Annotated in this window: 26 protein-coding genes and 1 tRNA gene; 12 read left to right on the top strand and 15 right to left on the bottom strand. The window is 63.1% G+C overall.

What is annotated here, in order from left to right; genetic code table 11:
• Positions 1-253: 253 nt before the first annotated feature.
• The 9 genes from omp10 to NKJ81_RS01030 form a co-directional block, all read right to left on the bottom strand.
• Entirely contained in the window at positions 254-628 is a 375-nt protein-coding gene (omp10, locus tag NKJ81_RS01070; RefSeq protein WP_023720183.1) for an outer membrane lipoprotein Omp10, read from the bottom strand.
• A 187-nt stretch (positions 629-815) separates the two neighbouring features.
• Positions 816-2,261: a homospermidine synthase gene (locus NKJ81_RS01065; RefSeq protein WP_352448220.1), complete on the bottom strand. Its 1,446-nt coding sequence runs from the start codon at positions 2,259-2,261 to the stop codon at positions 816-818.
• A gap of 122 nt (positions 2,262-2,383) precedes the next feature.
• Positions 2,384-3,622, bottom strand: coding sequence for a hypothetical protein (locus tag NKJ81_RS01060; protein WP_352539354.1), 1,239 nt, complete (start codon positions 3,620-3,622; stop codon positions 2,384-2,386).
• Positions 3,606-4,562, bottom strand: coding sequence for a heme-dependent oxidative N-demethylase family protein (locus tag NKJ81_RS01055; RefSeq protein WP_352539353.1), 957 nt, complete (start codon positions 4,560-4,562; stop codon positions 3,606-3,608). The genes NKJ81_RS01060 and NKJ81_RS01055 overlap by 17 nt, the downstream gene beginning before the upstream one ends.
• A complete protein-coding gene (locus NKJ81_RS01050) occupies positions 4,559-4,846 on the bottom strand; it encodes a YciI family protein (RefSeq protein ID WP_352469536.1) in 288 nt (95 codons plus the stop codon). Before NKJ81_RS01050 ends, NKJ81_RS01055 begins: the two co-directional genes overlap by 4 nt.
• A 17-nt stretch (positions 4,847-4,863) precedes the next feature.
• On the bottom strand, positions 4,864-5,526 hold the full coding sequence (locus tag NKJ81_RS01045; protein ID WP_352539352.1) for an aminotransferase class IV family protein: 663 nt from the start codon (positions 5,524-5,526) through the stop codon (positions 4,864-4,866).
• On the bottom strand, positions 5,475-6,626 hold the full coding sequence (locus tag NKJ81_RS01040; protein WP_352539351.1) for an aminodeoxychorismate synthase component I: 1,152 nt from the start codon (positions 6,624-6,626) through the stop codon (positions 5,475-5,477). The genes NKJ81_RS01045 and NKJ81_RS01040 overlap by 52 nt, the downstream gene beginning before the upstream one ends.
• 156 nt (positions 6,627-6,782) lie before the next feature.
• Complete coding sequence (locus tag NKJ81_RS01035) at positions 6,783-7,580, bottom strand: helix-hairpin-helix domain-containing protein (protein ID WP_352539350.1); 798 nt, start codon at positions 7,578-7,580, stop codon at positions 6,783-6,785.
• 390 nt (positions 7,581-7,970) lie between these two features.
• Positions 7,971-9,806, bottom strand: a complete 1,836-nt coding sequence (locus tag NKJ81_RS01030; protein WP_352539349.1) for a M3 family oligoendopeptidase — start codon at positions 9,804-9,806, stop codon at positions 7,971-7,973.
• Between the two features lie 152 nt (positions 9,807-9,958).
• Here NKJ81_RS01030 and NKJ81_RS01025 point away from each other — a divergent pair, with 152 nt between their 5' ends.
• From NKJ81_RS01025 to NKJ81_RS01015, 3 genes are all read left to right on the top strand, one after another.
• Positions 9,959-11,536, top strand: a complete 1,578-nt coding sequence (locus tag NKJ81_RS01025) for a sigma-54-dependent transcriptional regulator (RefSeq protein WP_352539348.1) — start codon at positions 9,959-9,961, stop codon at positions 11,534-11,536.
• 359 nt (positions 11,537-11,895) lie between these two features.
• Entirely contained in the window at positions 11,896-13,749 is a 1,854-nt protein-coding gene (mepK, locus tag NKJ81_RS01020; protein ID WP_352539347.1) for a peptidoglycan L,D-endopeptidase MepK, read from the top strand.
• A 106-nt stretch (positions 13,750-13,855) separates the two neighbouring features.
• A tRNA-Gln gene (locus tag NKJ81_RS01015) sits at positions 13,856-13,929 on the top strand.
• Positions 13,930-13,972: 43 nt separating this feature from the next.
• Here NKJ81_RS01015 and NKJ81_RS01010 read toward each other — a convergent pair.
• Entirely contained in the window at positions 13,973-14,611 is a 639-nt protein-coding gene (locus tag NKJ81_RS01010; RefSeq protein WP_352539346.1) for a 2-dehydro-3-deoxy-phosphogluconate aldolase, read from the bottom strand.
• A gap of 169 nt (positions 14,612-14,780) precedes the next feature.
• Here NKJ81_RS01010 and trhO point away from each other — a divergent pair, with 169 nt between their 5' ends.
• Positions 14,781-15,701, top strand: a complete 921-nt coding sequence (gene trhO, locus NKJ81_RS01005) for an oxygen-dependent tRNA uridine(34) hydroxylase TrhO (protein ID WP_502904264.1) — start codon at positions 14,781-14,783, stop codon at positions 15,699-15,701.
• 22 nt (positions 15,702-15,723) lie between these two features.
• On the opposite strand, the gene NKJ81_RS01000 is transcribed toward trhO, so the two are convergent.
• Entirely contained in the window at positions 15,724-16,083 is a 360-nt protein-coding gene (locus tag NKJ81_RS01000; protein WP_352539344.1) for a YybH family protein, read from the bottom strand.
• Between the two features lie 275 nt (positions 16,084-16,358).
• On the opposite strand from NKJ81_RS01000, the gene NKJ81_RS00995 reads away from it, so the two are divergent.
• The 4 genes from NKJ81_RS00995 (at position 16,359) to NKJ81_RS00980 (ending at position 19,057) form a co-directional block, all read left to right on the top strand.
• On the top strand, positions 16,359-17,105 hold the full coding sequence (locus NKJ81_RS00995; protein WP_352488764.1) for a tellurite resistance TerB family protein: 747 nt from the start codon (positions 16,359-16,361) through the stop codon (positions 17,103-17,105).
• Between the two features lie 221 nt (positions 17,106-17,326).
• The gene (locus NKJ81_RS00990; protein ID WP_352539343.1) at positions 17,327-18,082 is read left to right on the top strand and encodes an SDR family oxidoreductase; all 756 of its coding nucleotides are present in this window, start codon (positions 17,327-17,329) and stop codon (positions 18,080-18,082) included.
• 191 nt (positions 18,083-18,273) lie between these two features.
• Positions 18,274-18,726, top strand: coding sequence for a hypothetical protein (locus tag NKJ81_RS00985; RefSeq protein WP_352539342.1), 453 nt, complete (start codon positions 18,274-18,276; stop codon positions 18,724-18,726).
• A gap of 25 nt (positions 18,727-18,751) precedes the next feature.
• Positions 18,752-19,057: a transposase gene (locus tag NKJ81_RS00980; protein ID WP_352539341.1), complete on the top strand. Its 306-nt coding sequence runs from the start codon at positions 18,752-18,754 to the stop codon at positions 19,055-19,057.
• Here NKJ81_RS00980 and NKJ81_RS00975 read toward each other — a convergent pair.
• Together NKJ81_RS00975 and NKJ81_RS00970 are read right to left on the bottom strand one after the other, a co-directional pair.
• Entirely contained in the window at positions 19,054-19,434 is a 381-nt protein-coding gene (locus NKJ81_RS00975) for a YciI family protein (protein WP_254816974.1), read from the bottom strand. The two genes, NKJ81_RS00980 and NKJ81_RS00975, sit on opposite strands and share 4 nt — an antisense overlap.
• A gap of 22 nt (positions 19,435-19,456) precedes the next feature.
• Entirely contained in the window at positions 19,457-20,641 is a 1,185-nt protein-coding gene (locus NKJ81_RS00970; protein ID WP_352488769.1) for a pyridoxal phosphate-dependent aminotransferase, read from the bottom strand.
• Positions 20,642-20,724: 83 nt separating this feature from the next.
• Here NKJ81_RS00970 and NKJ81_RS00965 point away from each other — a divergent pair, with 83 nt between their 5' ends.
• The 4 genes from NKJ81_RS00965 (at position 20,725) to denD (ending at position 23,756) form a co-directional block, all read left to right on the top strand.
• Complete coding sequence (locus NKJ81_RS00965) at positions 20,725-21,411, top strand: GNAT family N-acetyltransferase (protein WP_352539340.1); 687 nt, start codon at positions 20,725-20,727, stop codon at positions 21,409-21,411.
• Positions 21,412-21,524: 113 nt separating this feature from the next.
• The gene (locus NKJ81_RS00960; RefSeq protein WP_352539339.1) at positions 21,525-22,508 is read left to right on the top strand and encodes a cation diffusion facilitator family transporter; all 984 of its coding nucleotides are present in this window, start codon (positions 21,525-21,527) and stop codon (positions 22,506-22,508) included.
• A 62-nt stretch (positions 22,509-22,570) separates the two neighbouring features.
• Positions 22,571-22,777 carry a hypothetical protein gene (locus NKJ81_RS00955; protein ID WP_352539338.1) on the top strand — a complete coding sequence of 69 codons (207 nt, stop codon included), beginning with the start codon at positions 22,571-22,573 and terminating at the stop codon, positions 22,775-22,777.
• A gap of 1 nt (position 22,778) precedes the next feature.
• Positions 22,779-23,756 (top strand): D-erythronate dehydrogenase, encoded by a 978-nt coding sequence (denD, locus tag NKJ81_RS00950; RefSeq protein ID WP_352539337.1) that lies wholly within the window; start codon positions 22,779-22,781, stop codon positions 23,754-23,756.
• 25 nt (positions 23,757-23,781) lie between these two features.
• Here the strand turns inward: denD and NKJ81_RS00945 are convergent, their stop codons facing one another.
• Both NKJ81_RS00945 and NKJ81_RS00940 read right to left on the bottom strand, forming a co-directional pair.
• Positions 23,782-24,927 carry a nickel/cobalt transporter gene (locus NKJ81_RS00945; protein WP_352539487.1) on the bottom strand — a complete coding sequence of 382 codons (1,146 nt, stop codon included), beginning with the start codon at positions 24,925-24,927 and terminating at the stop codon, positions 23,782-23,784.
• A complete protein-coding gene (locus NKJ81_RS00940) occupies positions 24,924-25,592 on the bottom strand; it encodes a DUF1007 family protein (RefSeq protein ID WP_352469555.1) in 669 nt (222 codons plus the stop codon). Before NKJ81_RS00940 ends, NKJ81_RS00945 begins: the two co-directional genes overlap by 4 nt.
• Between the last annotated feature and the right edge of the window lie 50 nt (positions 25,593-25,642).

The raw sequence follows: 25,642 nt of genomic DNA, 5'->3' as shown, positions 1-25,642 counted from the left end.
TGGGACGCGCAAAGGACGCTGTACCAATTTTTATTTTGCGCATGATCCTTTCCGAAAATCGACTCCGATTTTCGGGGTCATGCGCAGAGGCGTTTAACGCTCTTGTTTGACTGGGATGTAACAGCCCTCTTGGGCTATGTTCACATCGCGTTTCAGTCGATGCAAGCGGAAATCGGCATCAGCTTTGCCGGCGTAAAAAGAAGACGGCGGCTTGAAGCCGCCGTCTTTTGCAAAGTCAATTCGGAATCGGATTTCAGGTGCGCCTGGTCAGCACAAAATTCTGCCCGCTCGCGCTGGTGCAATTGAGCTGGCTGGTGGAGACCATCAGGCAGTTGAAGCTGATTGGCGTCTGGCGGATCAGCGAAGTGCCATGAATCTCGACTGAGGTGCCGCCGGTCATGGTGTAGCTGCCATCGGCAAGCTTCTGGCCGGTGTCGGTTGCGACGGTCGCGAAGCTGCCGCCCTTGAAGGTGGACAAGCCCGTGCCCTGCGCGTCGATCCAGGAGCCTTCAACCCCCTTGGCCGTGATCACCGGCGGCTCGCCTGGGCCGGTTGTCGTGCAGGCCGCCAACGCGACCGTAGCGGCCGCGGCAATGCCAGCCGAAAGCAGTCTTTGCGCAATCGTCATCTTCAAGATCCTCTCCTCTCGCATCGGCCCGAAAATCGATCCGATTTTCGGAAAGCACGATGCGCACATTCAAAGTGCTAGAGCGTACTTTGTGCGTCCAAATGGACGCACGTGGCTCTAGGCCGCCCCTCTTCAATCGCCCGATTTCCGGGCGATTGCAAGCTGGCCGAGTGTCGAGGCAACGCTGCTATCGAACGAGGATGTTGCGGAATTGCCACGGGTCTTTGGTATCGAGATCCTCGGGAAACAGACCAGGCCGATTGTCGAGCGGTGTCCAGTCGGTATAATAGCTCCTGACCGGCCCGAGATAGGGGCCCTGCACGTCGAGGCAGCGCTTGTAATCCATCTCGTCGGCCTCGACGATGCCGGCCTCGGGATTTTCCAGCGCCCAGACCATGCCGGCCAGCACCGCCGACGTGACCTGCATGCCGGTGGCGTTCTGATAGGGCGCCAGCTTGCGCGCCTCGGCCAGCGACAGCTGCGAGCCGTACCAGTAGGCGTTCTTGGCGTGGCCGTAGAGCAGCACGCCGAGTTCGTCGACGCCATCGACCAGTTCATTTTCGTCGAGCACGTGATGCACGGGCTGAGCCTTGCCGGCGACACCGAACATCTCGTGCAGCGACAGCACTGCGTCGTTGCAGGGATGATAGGCGTAATGGCAGGTCGGCCGGTATTGCACCTTGCCCTTCTTGCCGCGCAGCGTGAAAAAATCGGCAATCGAGATCGCTTCGTTGTGTGTCACCAGGAAACCGTATTGCGGGCCGGGCGTCGGACACCACGTGCGCACGCGTGTATTGGCGCCGGGCTGCTCCAGATAGATCGCGGCCTTCGAACCGTTCTTGTGGCTTTTGGCGTTCTTCGGCATCCACGCCTCATGCGTGCCCCAGCCGAGCTCGGCCGGCTGCAGCCCTTCCGAAATGAAGCCTTCGACCGACCAGGTGTTCCAGAACACGTTCATCGGCTTGGGCTTCTTGGTGCGCTGGGTGTCGCGCTCGGCGATATGGATGCCCTTGACGCCGGCCTTCTTCATCAGCCTGGCCCAGCCTTCGCGATCGTGCTGCGCGGGTTCCGAGAAGTCGAGGCCAAGATCTGTGGCGAGATTGACCAGTGCCTGCTTGACGAACCACGAGACCATGCCCGGATTGGCGCCGCAGCACGAGATCGCCGTGGTGCCGCCCGGGTTCTTCGCGATTTCAGTACGTACGGTCTCGCGCAGCGCATAGTTGGTGCGTGAGGCGTTGTCGGCCTTCTCGTCGAAATAAAAGCCGAGCCAGGGTTCGACCACCGTGTCGATATAGAGGACGCCAAGCTTGCGGCAGAGCTTCATCAGCTCAAGCGAGGAAGTGTCGACCGACAGGTTGACGCAAAAGCCCTGGCCGCCGCCATTGGTCAAAAGTGGTGTCAGCAGCTTCTTGTAGTTCTTTTTGGTCACCGCATCCTGCATGAAAGTGATGCCGCGCTCGTCGAGCAATTTGCGGTCGGTGTCGCGCGGGTCGATGACCGTCATGCGCGACTTGTCGAATTTGAAATGGCGCTCGATCAGCGGCAGCGTTCCCCGTCCGATCGAGCCGAAGCCGATCATCACTACAGGGCCGGTGATCTCACCGTAAACGGGCCAGTTTTCATTCGCCATTTATCGATTACTCCCTCAAAAAACGCTTCGGAACAGCGGCTTGGCCGCGGCGCGACAAACCATAGATCATTGTCACAATAAAGCGAAAAGCGGACGGCCGGCCTCACGCCGCGCCATCCCGGCTACGGCTCGACTAGTCTCGCGAATGCAGGCTTGAAGAGGTCACGTGCCTCGGAGACCGGCAGTTCCAGCAGATCGTCGGCGCAGGCCTGGATGGCATGCGGCAGGGTCTGGAGCCCGAAAACCAGAACCTGCTTGTCGCCCTCACGCCAGAGGCTGACCGCTAGATATTCGCCGATGAGATCGTCCATGCCGCATTCGGCTTCGTGATCGATATCGGTCTGATCGATCGGTTTCTTGCGCCGCTGCTTGACGAAGGAGGCCAGGGAAGGACCGGGCTTGCCATCCACCGTATCCGAGAAAATGTCCTGAAGGCCAAGCAGGACGCCGCGCCGCACATCCATGATGTAGGCGTCCGAATAGTTGGTCGGATGCGCTCCGCCGCAGAAGATGCTGCCGGACTCCCGCCAGCTCATCAGCCGCGGAGTCAGCGACGTCACTTCGAATGTGCTGTCCTCATAGCCGCCGAGCGTGCCGCCGTTCATACCGTCAATTGGCCCGCCGTCGTTGAAACCGGCATATTGCGCCGCCACGCAGCCCAGTGCGCCGATGTTTGCGCGCCAGTGCCTCTCTTGCAGCAGAGCATTCGCGGCCTCGATCGGAACGTCGCCGGACAGTTCGACAATGCGCGGCGTGGCAAACCTGGTGCGGGGGTCGACGACATAGCGGTAGGTTGCGTCCGGCCAACCAGTCGTCTTGCCGTTATCGAGCTGAGTGTCCATCCGCAGATAGTCATAAGGGGACGTTTCCATAGTGAGCGGCGTGTCATTGGCGAAGAACTTCATGAAGCTGAAATCGTAGAGATCGAGCGGGGTGCCGGGCTCGTTCCCGGTCACTTGCCGACTTGCGACCCGTTCCAATCTGAGCGGCAGCGCCTTCTTTCCGTTCCAGCTGCCTTCAAGGGTCTTGCCGTTACTGGATGAGGCCAGGCGCCACACAGCGGCAATCGGCGCGGCCTTTCCGTCATCGCAATTGTCGGCGCCGCATGCCTCCTCCTCGGCCAGTTCGAACTTGCTGCCCCTTTGAGACCGGGCCTGCAGCGGGATGTCAACGCCCTTCGAGCGGTAGAAATAGCGGCCGGCCAGCGGGCCGCCGGGCGCCGCGGGGTCGCCGGTGAATTCGACGACGATATCGGCCTTTCCAAGCTTGCCGGCATAAGTCACCGGCTCCGCCTCGGCTGCTGTCGACAGCACCAGGATCGCGGCCATGAACGTGACCGGCCTGCTAAGATGCTGGATCATTGTTCCCCCCAGCGATCATTTTCAGTGTTTCCACCAGCCGGTCACGGTCGGCGGTCATCCCCTTGTAGTCGAGTTGTGCCTCGTCCAGCGCCAGAAGTTGTTCGGCCAAGGACGCCGCGAGCGCCGCGCGGTCGGGGTGGCGTTCCAGCACGGCGAGCGGGTCGAGATGGATGCGGATGGTGAAGAGTACGTCGCCCGAAACGGGGAGCTTTCTCAGCGTCTGCCGCTCGACGCGGATAAAGGCATGGGCGTCGATGTCGCCATCCGGGAATCTCGACGGGCGATTGCTGGCGCGGTCGACGCGTTCGAGGTTGGAGAGCGGGTGGTAGAGTGCGTCGCCCGCCTGGATCGACCAGTTGTAGCGCTCGACGGCTTGGCCCTGGAGGCCGTCGAACATGCGGTTGATGAGATCGGCCGGGCGTGTGCCCGGGCCGAAACCCGGTACCGGCGCGTGGATCTGCTGCAGCGGCTTGCCGAATTTTTCGATCAGCGACCATGACGACGGGAAGCAGAGCGAGCCGGCCGCCAGACGCCAGCCGCTCTCGTCGCGACGCATCAGGATCAAATCCTCCTGGACGAGCAACGAGGCCGCGACAAGCGGCGCATCGCTGAAAGAAGCTGAGGTGCCTGAGCCCTCGAGATTGTCGATGCCGCCGATCACCTCGATCGCATTGTCGGTACGCCTGTGGGTCTCAGGAAAGTTCGCCGCCAGATGCGCACCGAGCAGATCGAGCACTTCGCGCTGAGCGTCGCGCGTTGTTTGCTCCTCGACAAAAACCTTGCCGGGAATTTCCGCATAAAGCCGGCGTTTCTCGGCAAGATAGGGCAGCAGATATTCGTCGACCTCGATCCAGCTATCGAGATTGAGCGGCTTCAGCCCGATGGTGAACAGTTTCGACGAGCCGTCATAGGGTGTGTGGGTCGGCGGGCGGAAGCTCATGCCTCTTTGTAGGCTTCCAGTGCGGCGGCGGCCATTCTCGCCGTGAATTCGGTGATTTCGTAATCGGCGGCACCTGCCTTGGCGAAGGGATCGTCCGCCAGTCTGGCTTCGAGCACTTCGCGTGGACCACGCGCGATGATGATGCCGCCGGTCCTTGGCCGCTTTGGCCCGGAGGCGACAAAGATACCTTGCGCATAGCAGGCCTTCAGCCACTCGACATGCGCTTGCTGCAGGCGGTCGATCTCGGTCAGCGGCACCTTGTAGTTCAGCGAAACCACGAACATTGTTGTCTCCAGATGCTTCAGCCCAGCCGCGCCGGGATCAATCCGCGCAGCGAGTTGCCGACGAACAGCGCCTTGGCCGATTTCAGTTCGTTCCACGTGTAGACCGCTTCACCGGCGCGGCCTTGATCCAGCAGTTCGCCGCGCAGGACGCCAGGCAGCAGGCCGCAATCGAGCCGCGGCGTGGCCAGCACGCCGTCGCCGAAATCGGCAAAGACATTGGTGATCGTGCCCTCGCAGATTTCGCCGCGCTCATTGGCGAGCAGCACCTCGTCGGCGCGCCCGGCGAGATATTCGGCGCGCGCGCGCGTATAGGTTTGTCGGCGGCTGGTCTTGTGGCGCAGCAGCATATCGCTCGAATCAAGCCGCACGCGCGCCAGCTGCAGGGTCCAGACCTTGTCTGCGGCGAGCGGCTCGTAGGGCTGCACCGACACCGCCATTTCGCCCTTGCGCGACAGGACGAGGCGGGTGCGCAACGCGATCTGTTGGTGGCCGACCGCATTCATCAGCGCTTCGCCGACCCTTGTCGGATCGCAGGCGAAACCGAGTTCGCTTGCCGAGCCGTAAAGCCGCGCGAGATGGCGGTCGAAACGGAGGAAACCCGAGCCGGGTTCCCAGCGCATTGTTTCGATCAGTTCGAAATCGGCAGTGTTCCTGTCGCGAAACGGGCTTTCAGCAGACACTCCTGGTACTCCTCTTCGGCTGTCGAATCGAAGACGACGCCACCGCCGACATTGTAGACCGCCTCGCCATTGGCAAAGAGCGAGATGGTGCGGATCGCCACCGAAAAGCGCATCCGGCCCCCGGGCGCGATCCAGCCTATGGCGCCGCAATAGACATCGCGCGGGCCACTTTCCAGCTCGCGCAGGATCTCCATGGCGCGGATCTTCGGTGCGCCGGTAATCGAGCCGCAGGGGAACAGCGCGGCGAAAATCTGATGGATGGCGAGGCCGGGCAAGAGTTTCGCCCGCACGCGGCTCACCATCTGGTGGACGGTCGGGTAGCTCTCGATGCGGAAAAGCTCCGGCACATCGAGCGTGCCAACCTCGCTGATCAGTGAAATGTCATTGCGCAGGAGATCGACGATCATCCGGTTCTCGGCCTGGTTCTTCTCGTCGTTGCGCAAGAACGCTTTCAGGCGATCGTCCTCGGCTTTTGTTGCGCCGCGCGGCGCGGTGCCCTTCATCGGATGCGTCTCGATCATGCCTTCCGCGTCCACCTCGAAGAACAGTTCGGGCGAACGCGACAAGACGATCGGATCGCCGAGCGCGACCAGCGCCCCATACTTCACCGGCTGGCGTTCGGTCAGCGCGTTGAAGGCGACCAGCGGGTCGCCCGACCACTGCGCATGGACCGGAAAGGTCAGATTGCCCTGGTAGCAGTCGCCCTTGCGGATGTGGTCATGCAGCCTGGCAAAGCGTTTGGCGTAGTCGTCCGAAGACCAGGCTGCCTTGGCGTCGAAGATTGGGCCGTTGCTGGCCGGCGGATCGCCTGGCGCGACCGTCTGCTCGACCGGCGCATCGAACACGCCGAGGCAAAAAAGCGGGGCGCGGCGGCCGGCCGGCAGCAGCGGAACGAGCTTGGGTTCGAGCAGGTAACCGGCCTCGTAGGAGAAATAACCGGCCAGCCATTTGCCGCCGTCATGTGCAGCCTGCGCGGCTTCCAGCGCCGGTAAAAAATCCGCCTCGCCATGCGCTGCGATTATCTCGGCCGGCCGGTCGAAAACGAGCTGCCGCGCGGTCTCGTCGTTCCTGAAAATTGCAAAGGGCAGGGGCAGGGACATAAGGCTCGGATGCTGCGGTCACCAGCGATCGATCTATATGGGGGCTCGACCGTGCGCAATCGAGGGAACGGCGTCCAAAGACGCAAAGGCGCGGCGGGCAAAAACAAAAGCGGCGCCCGAGAGCGCCGCCTGTTCCCGATGCCGCCTTGCGATGGATCAGGTGTTGCTGGCTTCTCCCGCGGTCGGGAAGCGGCGCGCAAATTCCTTTTCGTCGCCGGCGGCAAGCAGTTTCGCCTGCTCGATCCAGCGTTCACGTTCGATGCGGCCGTCGAAATTCAACGTCGCCTCGATCCGCTTGACATCGTCGGGTGTCCAGGCGGCGATCTGGGCATAGGTCGTGACCCCAAGCCCTTTGAGCAGCCGCTCGTTGGTGGGGCCGATGCCGATCAGGCGACGCAGGTCGTTGGCTTTGCCTGGGGCAATAGCTGTTGCCTTGCCGGTCGCGGCTTTCTTTGCCGCCGGCGCGGCCTTGCTTGCCGCCGGCGCAGCCTTGCTTGCCGTCGGCGCGGCGCTCGCTTTCGATGCAGGCGGTTTCGGCGTTGCCGTTTTCGCGGCACTTGCGCGTGGCGCGGTCGCGGCCTTCGCCGTTGCAGATTTCTTCGGCGCCGGTTTGGCTGGTGCGGATGTCGAAATCAGGGTTGACGGCGCCTGCATCGCCGCCTTGGTCGCACCGGCATTGGCGGCTGGCGCCTTGGCTGTTGCCGCCTTCGCGGTTGGCGCCTGGGTGGTTTTCGCCTCGCCCAGCCGGCGTTCGAGATCGGCGCGGGCGCGGCCGCATGCATCCAACTCACCGGTCAGACGGTCGCTATCGGCCCGCAATCTGTCGCGTTCGCTGCGCCTGCGGTCTAGATCGCCGCGCAAACTGTCGAGTTCGCCACGCAGGCGTCCCCAAATGAACCAGCCAACCAACACACCTACCAGGAACGCCAGGAGCATGTAGAAAAAAGTGCCCATTGTCTTTCTCTCTCCAGTCCGATCCGTCCGCCCTGGCCTGTAGAGCCATGACCTCGGCGAAGGACCATTCGATGGTGGTTCCGCAATTTGCAGAACAGCCGGCTTCGATCGAGCTGTCGGCGACCGGTTTGCCCCTGGCCAACAACCGTTGTCGCATCCGCCGACACGCCATGGCCGGTCGGGATTTTCCGACCGGATCCATTCGTGCCCGGCTGAGCTTGAGGGCGGACGCTATCATACAGCTTACGGGAATCTAACGGAAAACTTCCATGGAAAGTTATTTAAGAACAAATAACCAAGACAAGAATAGACCATCGCCAATATGCGTTGCTGCTAAACTGTTCTGGAAAACCCGGTCATCCGGTGTTGCGCATCGTCCAGTGTTGCGCATCACTTGTCCAGTGTTTCCAGCTCGTCGATCAGTCCGCTGATCACGCCAAGCCCGATCTGCCAGAAGGCAGGGTCGGCCGCGTCGAGGCCGAACGGCGCTAGAAGCTCGGAATGATGCTTGGTGCCGCCGGCGCGCAGCATGGCAAAATATTTCTCCTGAAAGCCGCGCTCGGCGTTCTGGTAGACCGCGTAGAGCGAGTTCACCAGGCAATCGCCGAATGCGTAGGCATAGACGTAGAAAGGCGAGTGGATGAAGTGCGGGATATAGGTCCAGAAAACCTCGTACCCTTCGCGCAGCTTGATCGCCGGCCCGAGGCTTTCCGCCTGCACTTCCAACCAGAACTGGCCGAGCTTGTCGGAGGTCAGTTCGCCGCTCCTGCGCTCGGCATGCACCTTGCGCTCGAACTCGTAGAAGGCGATCTGGCGCACGACCGTGTTGATCATGTCCTCGACCTTCTGGGCGAGCATGGCCTTGCGTTCGCGCTTGTCGGTGGTCTGCTCGAGCAGCGAGCGGAAGGTCAGCATTTCGCCAAACACCGATGCGGTTTCGGCCAGCGTCAGCGGCGTCGATGCCATCAGGGCGCCCTGGCCGCCGGCCAGCACCTGGTGCACGCCGTGGCCGAGCTCGTGCGCCAGCGTCATCACGTCGCGCGGCTTGCCCATGTAGTTGAGCAGCACATAGGGATGCGCCGAAGGCACGGTCGGATGGGCGAAGGCGCCAGGCGACTTGCCGGGTCTCACCGGTGCATCGATCCAGTTGCGGTCGAAGAAAGTTCTGGCGATCTCCGCCATGTCGGGCGAAAAGCGCTGGTAGGCGGAAAGCACGGTGTTCTTGGCCTCGTCCCAGCCGATGACCGCCTGTGGGGTCTCGGGCAATGGCGCATTGCGGTCCCAGTGGTTCATCACCTCCATGCCGAGCCAGCGCGCCTTCATCGCGTAATAGCGATGCGACAGGCGTGGATAGGCGTCGCGAACCGCGGCGGCGAGCGCATCCACCACGCTGCGTTCGACGCGATTGGCGAGATGGCGGGAATCGGCAATGTCCTCGAAGCCGCGCCAGCGGTCGGAGATCTCCTTGTCCTTGGCCAGCGTGTTGGTGACCAGCGTAAAGACGCGCAAATTCTTGCGGAAGGTCGTGGCCAGCGCCTCGGACGCCCGGCGGCGCACCTCGCTGTCTGCGTCCTGGAGGCGATTGAGCGCCGGCTCCAGCGTCAGCTCCTCGCCGTCGACGTCGAAGCGCAAATCGGTCATCGTCTCGTCGAACAGGCGGTTCCAGGCCCCGCGCCCGGTGATCGATTTTTCATGGAAGAGCTGCTCTATGCGGTCTTCGAGCTGATAGGGCTTATCCTTGCGCAGATCGAGCACCCAGGGCCGGTAATGGGCGAAGGCCGGATCGGCGGCGAGTGCGGTTTCGATCGCACCATCGTCGATGAGATTCAGCTCGAGCGCGAAAAACAGCAGGTGCGCGCTGGCATCGGTCATCTTTTCCTGGATGTCGCCATAGAGCTTGGCGCGCTGCGGATCCGACGTGTTGCCGGCATAGACAAGCCCGGCATAGGAGACGATGCGGCCGATCAGCTCCTCCAGCGCTTCATAGGCCTGAAGCGCCTCGCCAAGCCTGCCGGCGCCGCCACGCCCGGCCTCGGCGGCGAGCGTGCCTTTCCAACGGCTCTCGAAGGCGATGGCATCGGCGGCGGCCTTGGCGATGTCGCGCTTCAACTCGGGCGCCTGCATGCCCGAATAGAGATCGGCTAGATTCCATTCCGGCAGGTCGCCAAGCTCCGCCACGCCCTGACCGGGCGCCGCCGCCAGCTTTCGAGCAAAAACCATGCGCATTGCCGATCCTTCCAGACACAAAAATTCGAGGAAACGAGAAGCCGGTCAAATCCTAAGGAATTCATTCACCGGGTTTTTTGAAAGCTTATTTAGAACCCTGTGCCAAGATGATCCATAGGGCGCATTCTCGGGCGGGCACGGTCGGATCAGTCATGGCAGCTTCCATACTCATAGTCGATGACGATCCCGTGCAGCGCAGGCTGCTCGAGGCGGCGGTGACGAAATTCGGCCACACCGCGATCGTCGCCGATGGCGGCGAGGCCGGTCTCGATCTCGTCGACGGACCCAATGCGCGCGACGTGTCGGTGATCATCCTCGACCTGATGATGCCGGGCCTCGATGGCATCGGCGTGCTGAAGGCGATGCGCGAGCGTGGCATCCATATTCCCGTCATCGTGCAGACCGCGCAGGGCGGCATCGAAACCGTCGTTTCGGCAATGCGTCACGGCGCCTTCGACTTCGTCGTCAAGCCGGCCTCTCCCGACAGGCTGCAGGCGTCGATCGGCAACGCCCTCAAGGTCGAAGCGCTCGAAGGCGAAGTGAAGCGCTCGTCACGGCAGCGCGGCGGCCATCTGACGTTCAAGGACATGATCACCCACAGTCCGGCGATGGATCGGGTGATCCGGCTCGGCAGCAAGGCGGCGGCGTCCAACATTCCGATCCTGATCGAAGGTGAATCCGGCGTCGGCAAGGAACTGGTGGCGCGCGCCATCCAGGGCAGCGGCGACCGCCGCTCGAAACCCTTCGTCACCGTCAATTGCGGCGCCATCCCCGACAATCTGGTCGAATCGATCCTGTTCGGGCACGAGAAGGGCTCGTTCACCGGCGCCACCGAAAAACATACCGGCAAGTTCGTCGAAGCGCACACCGGCACGCTGTTCCTTGACGAGATCGGCGACCTGCCGCTCGACGTGCAGGTCAAGCTGTTGCGCGCCGTACAGGACGGCGAGGTCGATCCGGTTGGCGGCCGCTTGACCGTCAGGGTCGACATCAGGCTGATCTCGGCAACCCATCGCAACCTGCTGCAGCAGGTCAAGGACGGCAAGTTCCGCGAGGACCTGTTCTACCGGCTGAACGTCTATCCGATCTTCGTGCCGCCATTACGCGACCGTCGCGGCGACATCCCCTATCTGGTCGAGCACTTCATGGAGAAGGTGGCGCCCGCCGATCCGCGCCACCGCCTGCGGGGCATCTCGGCTGCGGCGCTTGCCATGCTGCAGGCCTATGACTGGCCGGGCAACATAAGGCAGCTCGAAAACGCCGTCTTCCGGGCCTCGGTGCTCGCCGACGGCGACATGCTGACCGAAGAAGAATTCCCGCAGATCCGGGCGCAAGTCGAGGGCACGGTCAATCTCGATTCGGGTATCGCCTTGCCAGCTCCAGGGTGGCCAGCTTCAGGGGGGCCAACTCCAGGGTGGCCAGCTTCCGGAGTGGGTTCGGGCAGCCAGCCGCGTGATAACGTCCCGGCCGCCGTCGGCGTCGCCGCGGCCGAGCCCGATGCACCGGCCAGGCCTCGTTTCGGCACGCTGCGGGCGCTCGACGAGCGCGGCAATGTGCGTGCGCTGGCCGACGTCGAACTCGAAATGATCAAGCTCGCCATCGATCACTATAACGGCCAGATGAGCGAAGTCGCCCGCCGCCTCGGCATCGGCCGGTCGACGCTCTACCGCAAGCTCAAGGAATACGGCATCGACCCGGAAACCGGCCGCGTCGAACGGCTCGCTTCCTGAGTCACAGGGCCAAGCCGGTTCTCATCCGGACATCATTCCACGCAACTGCGCCTCGAAATGATGTGTTCGCCACAGTGTTCACGTATTAAGGCGGACGGTAACAGATCGTGTTTCGAGCTGGCGCCAAAACATGATCTAAACCAGCGGTTTACCAAGATATCCTGCGCAATATTTTTGGCGGGATATCGCCACCGTGTTACCGCATTTCGGCTTCAATAAGCGATGATTAACCATTAGGATCGATATTCGGATGCACACACCACGCATCCGTTTGGTCAAATCCGGGGACAAAACGGCAGCCTGCAAGGCCTTTTGATTTGAACAGAATCGAACGACACGAAAACGGGCGGCATTATCACATGAGCGTCTGGCCGAGATGGCTGGCAGCGGTGATTGTTGCCGTCGGGTTCCTTGCAGCGGCGGCAACCGGCGCCAGCGCCGAGACACGTTCGCTGAAGCTCTATCATCTCCACACGCATGAAAAGGCGGAGATCGTCTACAAGCGCAACGGCCGCTACGACCAGGCGGGCTTGCGAAAGATCAACATCATCCTGCGCGACTGGCGTCGCAACGAGCCGACCAAGATGGATCCGCGCCTGCTGGACCTGGTCTGGGAGGCCTATCGGGAGAGCGGCGCCACCGACTACATACAGGTCGTCTGCGGCTATCGTTCGCCGGCCACGAATTCGATGCTGCGCAGCCGCAGCAGGGGCGTCGCCGAAAAAAGCCAGCACATGCTCGGCAGGGCGATGGATTTCTATATTCCCGGCGTGCCGCTGAAGAAGCTGCGCGACGTCGGCCTCAGGATGCAGGGCGGCGGCGTCGGCTACTACCCCAGCTCCGGCTCGCCCTTCGTGCATATGGATGTCGGCAATGTGCGCCACTGGCCCGGCATCAGCCGCCAGGAACTGGCGCGCGTGTTCCCCAACGGCAAGACGCTGCATGTGCCGAGCGACGGCAAGCCGCTGCCTGGTTATCAACAGGCGCTCGCCTCCTACAAGGCCCGCAAGGGCGCCGGCGCACCGGCCATCGAGCTCGCCAGCGCAAGCGGCGGCGGCAAAAAATCCCGCGGGTTCCTGGCAGCCTTGTTCGGCGGTGGCGACGACGAGGCGGACGACAGCGCCGACGTGGCGATGGCCGAGCCGGCGCCAAAGCCCCGTAACGTGAAGCCGGCGCCGTCCGCCAAGAGCAGCAACCTGCCTGGCATTGCCATCGTCGCGCCTCAGGATGCCAAGCGCGCCGAGATTCCGGAAGTCGCCGATGCTCCGGCGCCTGCGCCTGAACCGGAGGATGACACGCCGGAGACGATCATCGCGGCATTGCCGGCGCGCAGCATTCCGCTGCCGGATTTTGCTCCGCGCCCGAAGACGGACGTCGGCGCCCAGCCGCCTGAGAACGTTCCGTTCGGCGTGGCGGATGCGGCTGGATCGACTGAACAGGCGGTGGCGACCGCGCAAGCGCCGGCAAGCGTGGCGCCGGCAAATGTTCCGTTCGGCATAGCAGACCCGTCTGCTGCGGCCGGCCCGGTGCAGGTCGCGGCAAACAACGTTCCCGTGCCGAGCTGGCGGCCCGATCATTCGCTGCCGGCCGATCTTTCGCCTGCTAGTCTTGCGCCGCAGGACAAGCAAGTGTTGCTGGCGCTGGCGAGTGCGGCCGAGCGGAGCAACACCGCCACCGACGCATTCTCGGTGTTGCCGTCGGCGCGGCCCGACAGTTCCCAGCCCGACGAGGTCAAGGCCGTTCTGGAAAGGGTCAGCGCGACCGACGAATACAAGGTCGCGTCGCTTTCCGAGCAAGCATCGGTGTTCGAGGAACCGGCGAGCGACGACGGGGCATCGAGCGACGGGGCATCGCCGCGCGAGGCCATCGTTGCCCGCCCGGCCGGCTCCGATCCGGCCGCCGTCATCGGTGCAGGCGTGAAGACCACACGCAAGGAACCCAGGGCCACCGCTCGCGACCTGAAGCCCAGCCCCAAGCCGGTGGTGGTCGCCGCCGCGCCGCAGGCCGCCCGGTGGGCGCTGCACAGCGGTGAGTATGTCGCAACCGTTTCAGATGCGACAACGGCGCCGCGCTACGCCTACGACTTCGTCCGTACGGCACCGAGAGAGGTCTATACGATAGGCTTCCAGCCGGGCAACGAGATGGCCGACGCAAACCGGTTCACCGGCAAAGCCGTCAAGTTCATGTCGGTGGCCCGCTTCAAGACCGAGTAGGCCGCGCTGGGCAAATATCGTAAAGGCTGCGCTGGCACCCCCGCGCGGCCTCCACCGCCGGCACTGGCTTCCTTCATCCAGGGATGCTAACCAGCGGTCGGCATTCTCCCGCTTCGTCTAATGGTAGGACAGCGCCCTTTGAAGGCGTGAATCGTGGTTCGAGCCCATGAGCGGGAACCAGCCCGGCGAACCAGATCGGCGGCGGCTTTTGATGCAGAAGATGCTAGCGCCCGAGCTTGCTTGCCGCGCGCGCCAAGGCTTCGATCTCGTCCCATTTGCCGGCCTTGACCAGATCGTCCGGCGCCACCCAGGAACCGCCGACGCAGATGACGTTGGGCAGGCTGAGGTAGTCGGCGGCATTCTTGCCGGTGATACCGCCGGTCGGGCAGAATTTCACGTCGGCAAGCGGCGAGGCGAAAGCCTTGAGTGAAGCGATGCCGCCCGACTGTTCGGCCGGGAAGAATTTCAGAAAGCGCAGGCCGGCTTCGCGGGCGGCCATGACCTCTCCCGGCGTGATGGCGCCGGGCAGCAACGGCACGTCGCTGTCCTTGGCTGCCGCGAGAAGCTCGCGGGTGATGCCGGGGCTGACGATGAACTTCGAACCGGCGGCCGCCGCCTCGCCGAACTGGCGGGCGTCCAGGATGGTGCCGGCGCCGACGACGGCGTCTTCAACCTCGCCCACCACCCGGCGGATCGCCTCCAGCGCGTCGGCGGTGCGCAGCGTGATCTCGATCGCCGGCAGGCCGCCGCGGGCCAGCGCCCGGGCCAGCGGCACCGCGTCGGCGGGATTGGCGATCTTCAGCACCGGTATGACCGGCTGGCCGTTGAGGAGCGACAGGAGCTTTTCGGTCGTGCTGGGCATTCGTCGTCTCTCCTCTGTTGATCAAGTCGACCGGTTAGCAGAAGGAGGTTTTTCTGTCCACGAAACGCGGCGTGTCGCGATGTCACGCGTGGTGTTCGAAACCTTCCGCGATCAGACCGCTCCCGGCTCTGCCTTGATCCGGCTGTCGTGAGCGTCTAGTGGCTTGGTGATGACACTTCCCAGCCAAGCCTTCCGCGTTGCCGCGCTTTACCGCTTCGCCCGGCTCGACACCTTCGAGGCGCTGCGCGCGCCGCTCGCCGCCTTCTGCTACGCACGCGGCATCAAAGGCACGCTGCTGTTGGCGCGTGAGGGCATCAACGCCACGGTCGCCGGCAGTGAAACGGCAATCGCGGCGCTCATCGATCATCTCGAATCCATCGACGGTCTCGCCGGCCTCGAGATCAAATACAGCAGCGCCGCAACGATGCCGTTCCACCGCATGAAGGTGCGGTTGAAGCGCGAGATCGTCACCATGGGCGTGGAGAATATCGATCCGGCGGCAGGTGCAGGCACCTATGTCGCGCCGGCCGACTGGAATGCACTGATCTCGGATACGGGCACCATCGTCATCGACACGCGCAATGCCTACGAGGTGTCGCTCGGCACCTTCAAGGGCGCTGTCGATCCCGCCACCAACAGCTTCCGCGAATTCCCGGCCTGGGTCGAGCAGCATCGGCGCGAGCTCGACGGGCGCAAGGTCGCCATGTTCTGCACCGGCGGCATACGCTGCGAGAAGGCGACGGCCTATGTGAAGTCGCTCGGTTTGGAGGTTGTGTTCCACCTCAAAGGCGGCATTCTGAAATATCTCGAGGATGTGCCCGCCGAACAGAGCCTCTGGCAAGGCGAATGCTTCGTCTTCGACGAGCGCGTTTCGGTATCGCACGGGCTGGTCGAAGGCGAGGCCGAACTCTGCCGCGCCTGCCGGCATCCGCTGGCTGCAGAAGACCGGCTGTCGCCGGAATATGCCACCGGCGTTTCATGCCCGCATTGCTTCGATGCCCGCTCGGACGAAGATCGCGCCCGCTACTCCGAGCGCCAGCGCCAGGTCGAACTGGCGCAAGCGCGCGGCGATCGTCACATCGGAAGTTAGCTTCACGTTAAGCAACTTTACGTTAAGCAACAGAGAAACGATCGATGACCCACAGCCATGTCCCGTCGTTCTGCCGGCGCGCGACCTCGGTGGTGATGGTGCCGTCAGGAAGCCGGGTCGAGGTCAGCGCCAGGTCGCCATTGACGACAGCCGGGCGCTGATCTCCGGACTGAAATTTTCGGCCGGTTGCGGTGATCTCCGCGAACAGCCCCCGGATGGCTTCGCGGCCGAACGTCAGCTGTCCGCCACCGCTGTCGATGACGGCATGCTGCTCGAAAAGCGCGGCCATGCCGTCAATGTCTCCGACCCATTGCCGTGAAATCAACAGGCGCTCCAGTTCCTGGGGGTCGCGTGCCGGCTGGCGGTCTGTCTCATCGGTCATGCCAGGCTCCTCTCAAGCGACATGCCGCGACATTACCGAAGTCGAAGCTGGTTTCGACACGTCCGATGTCCACAGCGTCGCGCGTTTTTTGACGCGGAAGGAGGCTGCAGCACTGTAATTTCCGCGTGAAATCCAAGCAGATGTCGGTGCGAGGTCATGCGTGGCAGCGGGCAAAAGGACGCGCCGCGTCATTGTAATGTCAAACTGCGGGACCTAGGTCTTCGACGTGCAAACCTGCCCGCGCACCTTCGGCCGGGCCAATTCTGGAGGCATTGATGTTCGATCCCAAGAAGCTCCTCGACGATCTGCTCGGCTCGCAAGTTCCCGGCACCGGATCGACTGTCCGCGACAAGGCGGGGCAGGCGGTGCAGATGGCCAAGGACAATCCGCTTGCCGCCGGCGCGCTGGCCGCGGTGCTGCTCGGAACCGGCCCAGGCCGCCAGGTCACCGGTGCGGCGGTGAAGCTTGGTGGGTTGGCTGCGATCGGCGGCCTCGCCTACAAGGCCTACCAGAACTACAAGAACGGCAACGCGCCGGCCGAGACGCAAGCTGCAGGCGAACCGGAATTGCTGCCGCCGCCGGCCGATACCGCCTTCCATCCGTCGCAAGCGCCGCAGGGCGAAGACGAATTCACGCTGACGCTGGTCAGGGCGATGATCTCGGCGGCGAAGGCCGACGGTCACGTCGATGACGAAGAGCGGCAGAAGATCGCCGGCAAGCTCAGCCTCGCCGGCGTCGGCGCCGAAGCGGAGAAATTCCTGATGTCGGAACTGGAGGCGCCGCTCGATCTGGATGTGCTGATCGCCGGGGCCAAGACCGATGCGCAAAAGCTGGAACTCTACACCGCCTCGCGTCTTGCCATCGATCCGGACACGCGGGCCGAACGCGGCTATCTCGACCTGCTTGCCGGCCGTCTCGGCCTGCCGGATGCGCTGGTCGACCATGTCGAGGCGACGGTGACGGCGGCGAAGGTGCCGGCAGCGGGCAGCACGGCCAAGCCGGTCGCAGGCTCGCGCTGGTAGCTCGAAGAGGAAGCCTCGGAGCTCGGCGCCGTTGGCGTTAGCTTCTCGTTAATCCGGTGAGCGCATGATTTCAGTCAGTCGGATCGGTTTTCCTCCTCCCATGCCCGGTTCGGATCAGGGGCGGTCGCCAACGGCCGCCCTTTTTGTGAGCACAGGCTTTGGGCCGGCTTGCCATGGTTCCCGTCATTTGCGATGCCTCATCCCTTTCAGGGAGTACAGCCATGACCGACTATAAAACCGCCATCGTCACCGGCGCCGGCACGGGCATCGGCAAAAGCGTCGCCACGGCGCTGCTCAAGGCCGGCTGGACTACGGTCTTCTGCGGTCGCCGCAAGCCGGTGCTGGAGGATGCGATCGCCGCGGCCGGGCCGACGCAGGCCAAGGCATTGGCCTTCGCCTGCGACATCAGCAAGGCCGATCAGGTCGACGATCTGTTCGAGACGGTGGCTGCGGCTTTCGGGCGCGTCGACCTGCTCTTCAACAATGCCGGCACGAGCTACAAATCGACATTGATCGACGACATCCCGGTCGACGTGTGGAACGACATCGTCGGGGTCAATCTCACCGGCTCGTTCCTGTGTGCTCGCGCCGCGTTCGGCGCCATGCGCAGGCAGCAGCCGATGGGCGGCCGCATCATCAACAACGGCTCGGTATCGGCCTATGCGCCACGGCCGGGCTCGGTGCCCTATACGGCGACCAAGCACGCCATCACCGGGCTGACCAGGACGCTGGCGCTGGACGGCAGGCCCTTCGACATTGCTTGCGGCCAGATCGACATCGGCAACGCGCTGACCGACATGGCGCAGGCGATGACGGTCGGCGTGCCGCAAGCCAACGGCACCATTGCCGCCGAAGCGGTGATGGATGTCGAGCGCGTCGCCGATGCCGTCCTCCATATGGCCAGCCTGCCGCTCGACGCCAACGTGCTGTTCATGACCGTGATGGCGACGAAGATGCCGTTTGTCGGGCGAGGGTAGGCAACCGGTCCAGGTTGTATACATGTCGTTGTCCCAAAACCGCTGCGCACTTTGGGCGACATGCACTAGACTAGGCCGTAAACTCATAAATGCGGAATGACCGGGATAGGTGGAAAGCGGGCTTGGGATTTGTGGAAAGCGGTCATGGCGTATGTCATGCTAGAATTGCAGTCATAGAGAATGGTTCATGCATGAATTGGGAACAGATAGCATCGGATTTCGCTTGGGACGGCTCCTGGCGAGACATCTACGTTCTGAACACGTCTGAGGCAGATTGGCAGGTCGTCTGGGACATCCTCCTCGAATGGACCCCGCCTGCTAGTTTCAGTGTCTCCGGCAAGATCGAGTCGATGCCATTGGGCGTCGAAGCGGCCCTGGAAAGCGAAACAGGCAGCTTACTGTCTTTCTACGTCGGGCCAATCCAGCTTGCATGTCACTTCTTCAGCGCTGTCGAAATTGAGTTCGACTTCGATCCAAGGCAAGTCAGCGGAAAAACCGAGGTTGAGAAGCTTGACCGCTTTATGCGATTGCTCGGTGACGCTACTGGGAAGCAGATAATTCTCACGCAGGAACATGATCAAGAGGCTATCATCGCCCGCTACTCTCCCGATCTTGACAGTGTGGTCTGGACGTCACTTTCATAGCCAAATGTCTGCCTCCGCAGCGGACTTGATCAAAGATTTGCCTGAAAGTGCGATGCTGCTCGCCGACAAGGGCTACGATGCCAACGCATTGCGCACTGCCATCACCGACCAGAACACTTGGGCCAATATCCCCCAAAGCCTATCGCAAGGCCCCGATCTACTTCAGCCCTTCCTATACAAAGCCCGTAACCTGATCGAGCGCTTCTTCAACAAAGCCAAACAGTTCCGTCGCATCGCGACGCGCTACGACAAGCTGGCTGAGAACTTTCTTGCCGCCCTAAAACTCGTCGCAATCCGCATCTGGCCACGTAGCTATGAGTCTACGTCCTAGGGCCGGGTGACCGGAAGCGGCACGCCGGGTAAATATAGCGAAATCGGGCGGATTTCGTAGACGGCGGTCGGATTGACACGGCGAAGGTCGCGCGCAATGTCGATGGCGGCGTCACGGTTGGCGCAGTCGACGACATAGAGCCCCAGCAATTGTTCCTTGGTCTCGGCGAAGGGGCCGTCGATAACCATTCCGGTGCCTGGCCCGCGCAAGGTGCAGGCGTCTTGTGTCGCGCCGAGCCGGGCCGCCGGCCCAAGGGTGCCTTGGCGGTAGAGCCGATCGTTGATCTGGAGAAGATCGGTCATCAGCGCCGCATCCTGCTCAGGCGTCAGTGCCGTAATCGCTTCTTCCTCGTGATAGGCAAGAATGGCATAGAACATGTGGCTTCTCCTATCGTCGTCCTCACTTCGCCAGGAACGCCTCGATCCGCTCCAGCGCGCGCAGGATGTTCTCCTCGGAATTGGCGTAGGACAGCCTGACATAGCCTTCGCCGAGAATGCCGAAATCGGGGCCGCCGATCAGCGCCACGCCGGCATCCTCGAGCAGCGCCGAGGCGAGCTTCTTGGCCTTCCAGCCGGTCTTGGAAACATTGGGGAAGGCATAGAAGGCGCCTTTCGGCGTAATGCAGGAAACGCCGGGCAAGGCATTCAACCCCTCGACCACGACCTTCCTGCGGCGGTCGAAGGCGCGCATCATCTTGTCGACGTCGTCCTGCGGGCCGTCGATGGCGGCTATGCCGGCATACTGGCTCGGCGCGTTGACGCAGGACCAGCAATTGACCGCCAGCTTGCGCACCTTGTCGTAGAGATGCGCGCCCTTGTCGCCATTCGGCCAGATCGACCAGCCCATGCGCCAACCGGTCATCGCCCAGGTCTTCGACCAGCCGTTGAGCACGATCAGCCGGTCGCGGATTTCGGGGAAGGCGAGCAGCGAGCAGTGCGTCTCGCCGTCATAGGTCATCACGTCGTAGATCTCGTCGGAGAGGATGGCGACGTCCGGGTGCGCTTGCAGCCCCCTGACCAGCTTTTCGATCTCGGCGCGAGGCGTGACGCCGCCGGTCGGATTGGCGGGCGAGTTGAGGATCAGCAGCCTGGTCTTCGGGGTGATCAGCGCCAAGGTCTCCGCAGCCGAAAAGGCAAAGCCGTTCTCCTCGCGCATCGGCACCGGGATGGGGGCAGCACCGGTGAACTCGATCATCGAGCGGTAGATCGGAAAGCCGGGATCGGGATAGAGAATTTCGGCGCCCGGCTCGCCGAACATCAGGATCGCCGCGAACATGGTCGGCTTGCCGCCGGGCAGGATCATCACCGCTTCGGGCGAGACTTCGACGCCGGTGGTGGCCAGCGTGCGGCGTACCACCGCTTCGCGCGTCGCCAGCAGGCCGTTGGCCGGCGTATAGCCGTGATGGCCATCGCGCAGCGCCTTGATCGCGGCCTCGACGATGTGCTGCGGCGTCTTGAAGTCGGGCTGGCCGATGCCGAGATTGACAATATCGCGGCCCTGGTGGGCAAGTGCCGTGGCACGCGCCAGCACCGCGAACGCATTTTCCTCGCCGAGGCGGTCGAAGGCCGAAATCGTGTGGAGCATTTTTCCCGTCCGTGTGGTTCTTTCAGCGAGCGTGCGTTTTTGTGAGCGTCCGCCCGCAAAAGTCAAACGGATTGGAGTTTTCGGTGTCGGAAAATCTCAAGAATTGGCAACCGCGCCCGCGGCCCGAACGCAAGGTGCTGGAGGGGCGAACTGTCAGGCTGGAGCCGCTCAACGCCGAAAAACACGGTGACGGCCTGTTTGAGGCCTCGTCGGTGGCCGATGCCGGCGGCCGCTTCGCCTGGCTGCCAGACTACCCGCCGGAGAGCCGTGCCGCCTTCCAGCCGTGGCTGGACAAGGCAGAAGCCAGCGAGGACCCGCTGTTCTTCACAGTCATCGACAAGGCCAGCGGCAAGGTCGCCGGGCGCCAGACGCTGATGCGCATCGACGCCGCCTACGGCGTCATCGAGATCGGCAACATCTATTGGGGCCCGTTGATCTCGCGAAAGCCGGCGGCGACGGAAGCGCAGTTCCTGTTCATGAAGTATGTCTTCGACGAGCTTGGCTACCGCCGCTACGAATGGAAATGCAACAATCGCAACGAGCCGTCGAAGCGCGCGGCGGAACGTTTCGGCTTCAAGTTCGAGGGCATTTTCCGTCAGCATCTTGTGGTCAAGGGCGAAAACCGCGATACCGCGTGGTATTCGATCATCGACAGGGAATGGCCTGATCTGCGCAGAGCCTATGAAGCGTGGCTCGATCCGGCCAATTTCGACAGCGATGGCCAGCAGAAGCGGCGGCTCGAGGATTTTCGCGCCGAGTTCGGCGCCTGACCATGCTCCCGAAAAGTGGTATCCGGTTTTCGGATAGGATTATGGTCAAACGAGAAGACAGAGCCTCCATCCCGAGTCTGCCGGGATAGATCAGGCTCTAGCAGGGGCTATAGATGGCGCATACCCACGACCACGCTGCGCAGGGCCACGACCACAGCCATGGCGCAGGTCATGTGCACGGCTCGACCGACAAGAAGCGCGTGCTGATCGCTGCCTGCCTGACCGCCGGCTTCATGGTCGCGGAGACGCTGGGCGCCATCTTCACCGGTTCACTGGCGCTGCTGGCGGATGCCGGCCATATGCTTGCCGATTGCGTCGCGCTCGGCCTTGCCTGGTATGCCTTTCACCTTGCGAGCCGGCCGGCGACCGTGCGCCTCACCTACGGCTTCGGCCGGGTCAAGACGCTGGTCGCCTACACCAACGGCATCGCCATCTTCGCCATCGCGCTGTGGATCGTCTACGAGGCTTGGGGCCGCTTGCAAGCGCCGGCTCCGGTGCTCGGCGGGCCGATGCTGGTCGTCGCGATCGCCGGCCTGCTGGTCAATCTCGGCTCGTTCTACGTGCTGCACGGCGGCGACCACGGCAGCCTGAATATGCGCGGCGCCATCCTGCACGTGCTCGGCGACCTGCTCGGCTCGGCAGCGGCGATCGTCGCGGCGCTGGTGATCCTGGCGACGGGCTGGACGCCCATCGATCCGATCCTGTCGATCCTGGTCTCGCTGCTGATCCTGTCCACGGCCTGGTCGCTGATGCGCGAGGCAGCCCACGTCCTGCTCGAAGGCGTGCCGGCAAGCCTCGACCGCGACCTGATCGCCAGGGACATCGAAGGCTCGATCAAGGGCGTGCGCGAGGTGCATCACATGCATGTCTGGTCGCTCGACGGCTTCAGCAACATGGCGACGTTGCATGCCTGCCTCAATGACGGCGTCGACGCGCATATGGCGGTAAGCGCGATCAAGAAGCGGCTTGCGGCGGAACATGGCATAGCCCATGCCACGGTCGAACCGGAATTCGGCCGATGTGCCGACAGCCATGAGCATGATGACGAGCACGATCACGCGCATGATGCGGCACCGCACCGCGGCCATTATCACTGACTTCGGGAGTTCTGGGCATTGGCAACGATCGACATGAACTCTCGCCACCCTGGCGCCGCGTGATGGACCGCGACACCCGCAATGCGGCGATCGGCGCCGCTTGGGTTTTGCTGCTGTTCGGCATCGCAGCCTATTATCTTCCAACAGTGATGCTGGCGGTCGGCAGGGTCTCGACGGTGCTTGCCGGTGTCGTCGCGGCGATCTTCATGGTGGCAATCTTCGTCGTGTTCTGGCTGCGTAGCCGCAGCCAGCGCAAAAAGGGAAAGTGACATGCGCATTCTGATTACCGGCGCGGCAGGCATGGTCGGCCGCAAACTCATCGCCAGGTTGGCCAAGGACGGGACGCTCGGCGGCCGCAAGATCGCCGCGCTCGACCTTCACGATATCGTGCCGCCGCAAGCGCCGGTGCTCGAAGGTGTCAGCATTACCCTCCACACCGGCGACCTTGCCGCACCGGGAGCGACCGCAAATCTGGTCGCGCCGCGCCCCGACGTGATCTTCCATCTCGCCGGCGTGGTGTCGGGTGAGGCGGAGGCCAATTTCGATCTCGGCTATCGCGTCAATCTCGACGGCACCAGGGCGCTGTTCGATGCCATCCGCTTGGCCGCCTATACGCCACGCGTCGTCTTCACCTCGTCGATCGCCGTGTTCGGCGCACCGTTTCCCGACATCATTCCGGACGAGTTCCACCCGACGCCGCTGACCTCCTACGGCACGCAGAAGCTGATCGGCGAGGCGCTGCTTGCCGACTATACGCGCCGCGGTTTCTTCGACGGCATCGGCATCAGGCTGCCGACCATCTGCGTCAGGCCGGGAAAGCCGAACAAGGCGGCCTCAGGGTTCTTCTCCGGTATCATCCGCGAGCCGCTGAGCGGCCATGAAGCGATCCTGCCGGTGCCGCGCTCAGTCGTCCACACACACGCCAGCCCGCGTTCGGCGGTGAATTTCCTGATCCATGCGGCTCAGATCGACGGCAGTGCCGTCGGCCCGCGCCGCAACCTGGCGATGCCGGGCGTCGCCGTCAGCGTCGGCGAACAGATCGAAGCGCTGGAACGTGTCGCCGGCGCCAAGGCGGTGAAACTGATCCGCGAGGAGCCCGACGAGACGATCTGGGCGATCGTCAAGGGCTGGCCGACGCGCTTCGAGGCGCGGCGCTCGAGGGAGCTTGGCTTTGCCGCCGAAACGAGCTTCGACGAGATCATCCGCGTCCATATCGAAGACGAGTTGGGGGGCAATATCCCTAGTTAAAGCGCCCCGATCGGACGCAACGAGGTCAGGCGCCAGTCAGGCTGGCCGAAAGCAGCAGCAGGCCGAACAGGAAGACGAAGGCGGCGCCGCCGATCTCGACGAAGGAATGGATGCGGTTGCCCATGCGGCCGTCGCCGGCGAAATACACCGCCCAGTTCTTGGCGGTCACCGCAAGCGTCGCCAGGGCCGAGACGGTGATTGCGGTGCCGAGCGCCATGGCCAGCACCGAAAGGATGCCGCCGAACCATAGCCCGTTCAGCAAGGCGAAGCTCAGCACGATCAGCGCGCCGGAACAGGGGCGGATACCGACGGCAGCGACCGCCGACCAGGCCGTGCGCCAATCGAAGCGATCACCGGAAAGCAGCGCCGGGTCGGGGGCATGCGAGTGTCCGCACGTCTCGCAGACCTCGCCCGCCGCATGGCTGTGGTGATCGTGCGCAGCATGGGCGTGGTCGTGGGCGCCGTGGTCATGCGCATGATCGTGGTGGTCATGCGCATCAAGCGCGTGGGAATGTGCCGCATGGGCATGCGCGGAATGTGAATGGCCGGCATGTGAATGGCCGGCATGGGCAGCCGAGAGGCTGTAGCCCGGATTTGCGCCGAACAGGCGAAGGATGGCCGGGCCGGCCTTGCGCCACAGCAGCCAGGCGCCGAACAGAGTGACGAAGACATAGCTCATGATTTCAAGGAACCATGCGGCGTCTGTCATCGAGACGGCAGTGCCGCGCAGCAAGAAATAGGCGACCAGCATCACCACGATCGCGGTCAGCGCCTGCAGCAGGGCCGAGACGAAGGACAGCATGATGCCGCGCCGGAGCGCCACTTCATTGGCCACCATGTAGGAAGAGATCACCGCCTTGCCGTGACCGGGGCCGGCGGCGTGGAAAATGCCATAGGCAAAGGACAGGCCGATGAGCAGCCACAACTTGCTGCCGTCCTGGCGCATCGCCTTCATCGCGCCGGCAAGCGCATGATAGAATTCCTGCTGGCGCAGATTGATCCACATCAGGATGTGGGCGAACGGGCCGGTGGCGGTTGGAGCCATGCCGTCATTGGTGCCGATGCCGAGTGAACTCTGGGCGTGGGCGGAGCCGAGAAAGTGCGTCATCACAAAGGCGGCGGCCAGAAGACCGAATGCCAAACGCAGGGACGGTTTGGTCACTGGATCTATCCTTCCGGCTGACAGGTCAGTTCAAGCTTGGTGGCAAAGATCTTGCTCATGTCGGTGCCTGTCGGATCGTTGAAGAAGGCCTCGGTCAGGGTCTTCTGGTTCTGGGCGATCGCCTCGTCCGGGTTCGGGCGGACAACCTTGCTGGTGCAGGTCGGCGGCAACCCATCGACCTGCAGATTGGCATCCTCGGTGAAATCGATCGCGGTGTAGAAGGTCGGGTCGTAGACGCCGATATCTATCTTGCCGCTCAGTTTGATCGGTACCTTCGGTTCAGATTCAAACAGGATGATCAACTGGTCATTGTCGAAATTGGCCATCAAATGCGGCGGCGGGGTCATTGCCACGTCCTTGCCGTCGACGGTGACGAGCTGGAAATAGTTGAATTCGGCAAGCGAGGCATGGACGGTGTCGGCGACATCCTTCAGCTCCTTGTCGTCGAGTTTCAGGTCGGAATTCTTGTCGAACTCCATCATCACCGTGCTCGAAAACAAATCGTCGAAGCGCCAGACATGACGCAATGCCTTCACAGTTTGGTGATCCGGGCCGAGGACCACTTCGAGGCGGGCTTCGGCGAAGACGTGGGGATGCACCTCAGCCGGTCCGACGGCGGCAAACGTCGCGGTCAAGGCCGAAGCCAGCATGATTGCTTGCCGTTTCAGGTGCATTCTCGGTCGCGATTCAATCGGCTTCGGTGAATTGCCGACAGTTACCAGAA

The organism is Mesorhizobium sp. M0018 (assembly GCF_040323955.1).
Classification (GTDB): domain Bacteria; phylum Pseudomonadota; class Alphaproteobacteria; order Rhizobiales; family Rhizobiaceae; genus Mesorhizobium.
The sequence above is the reverse complement of the archived record's forward strand: the minus strand, read 5'-3'. Positions and strand labels throughout refer to the sequence as shown.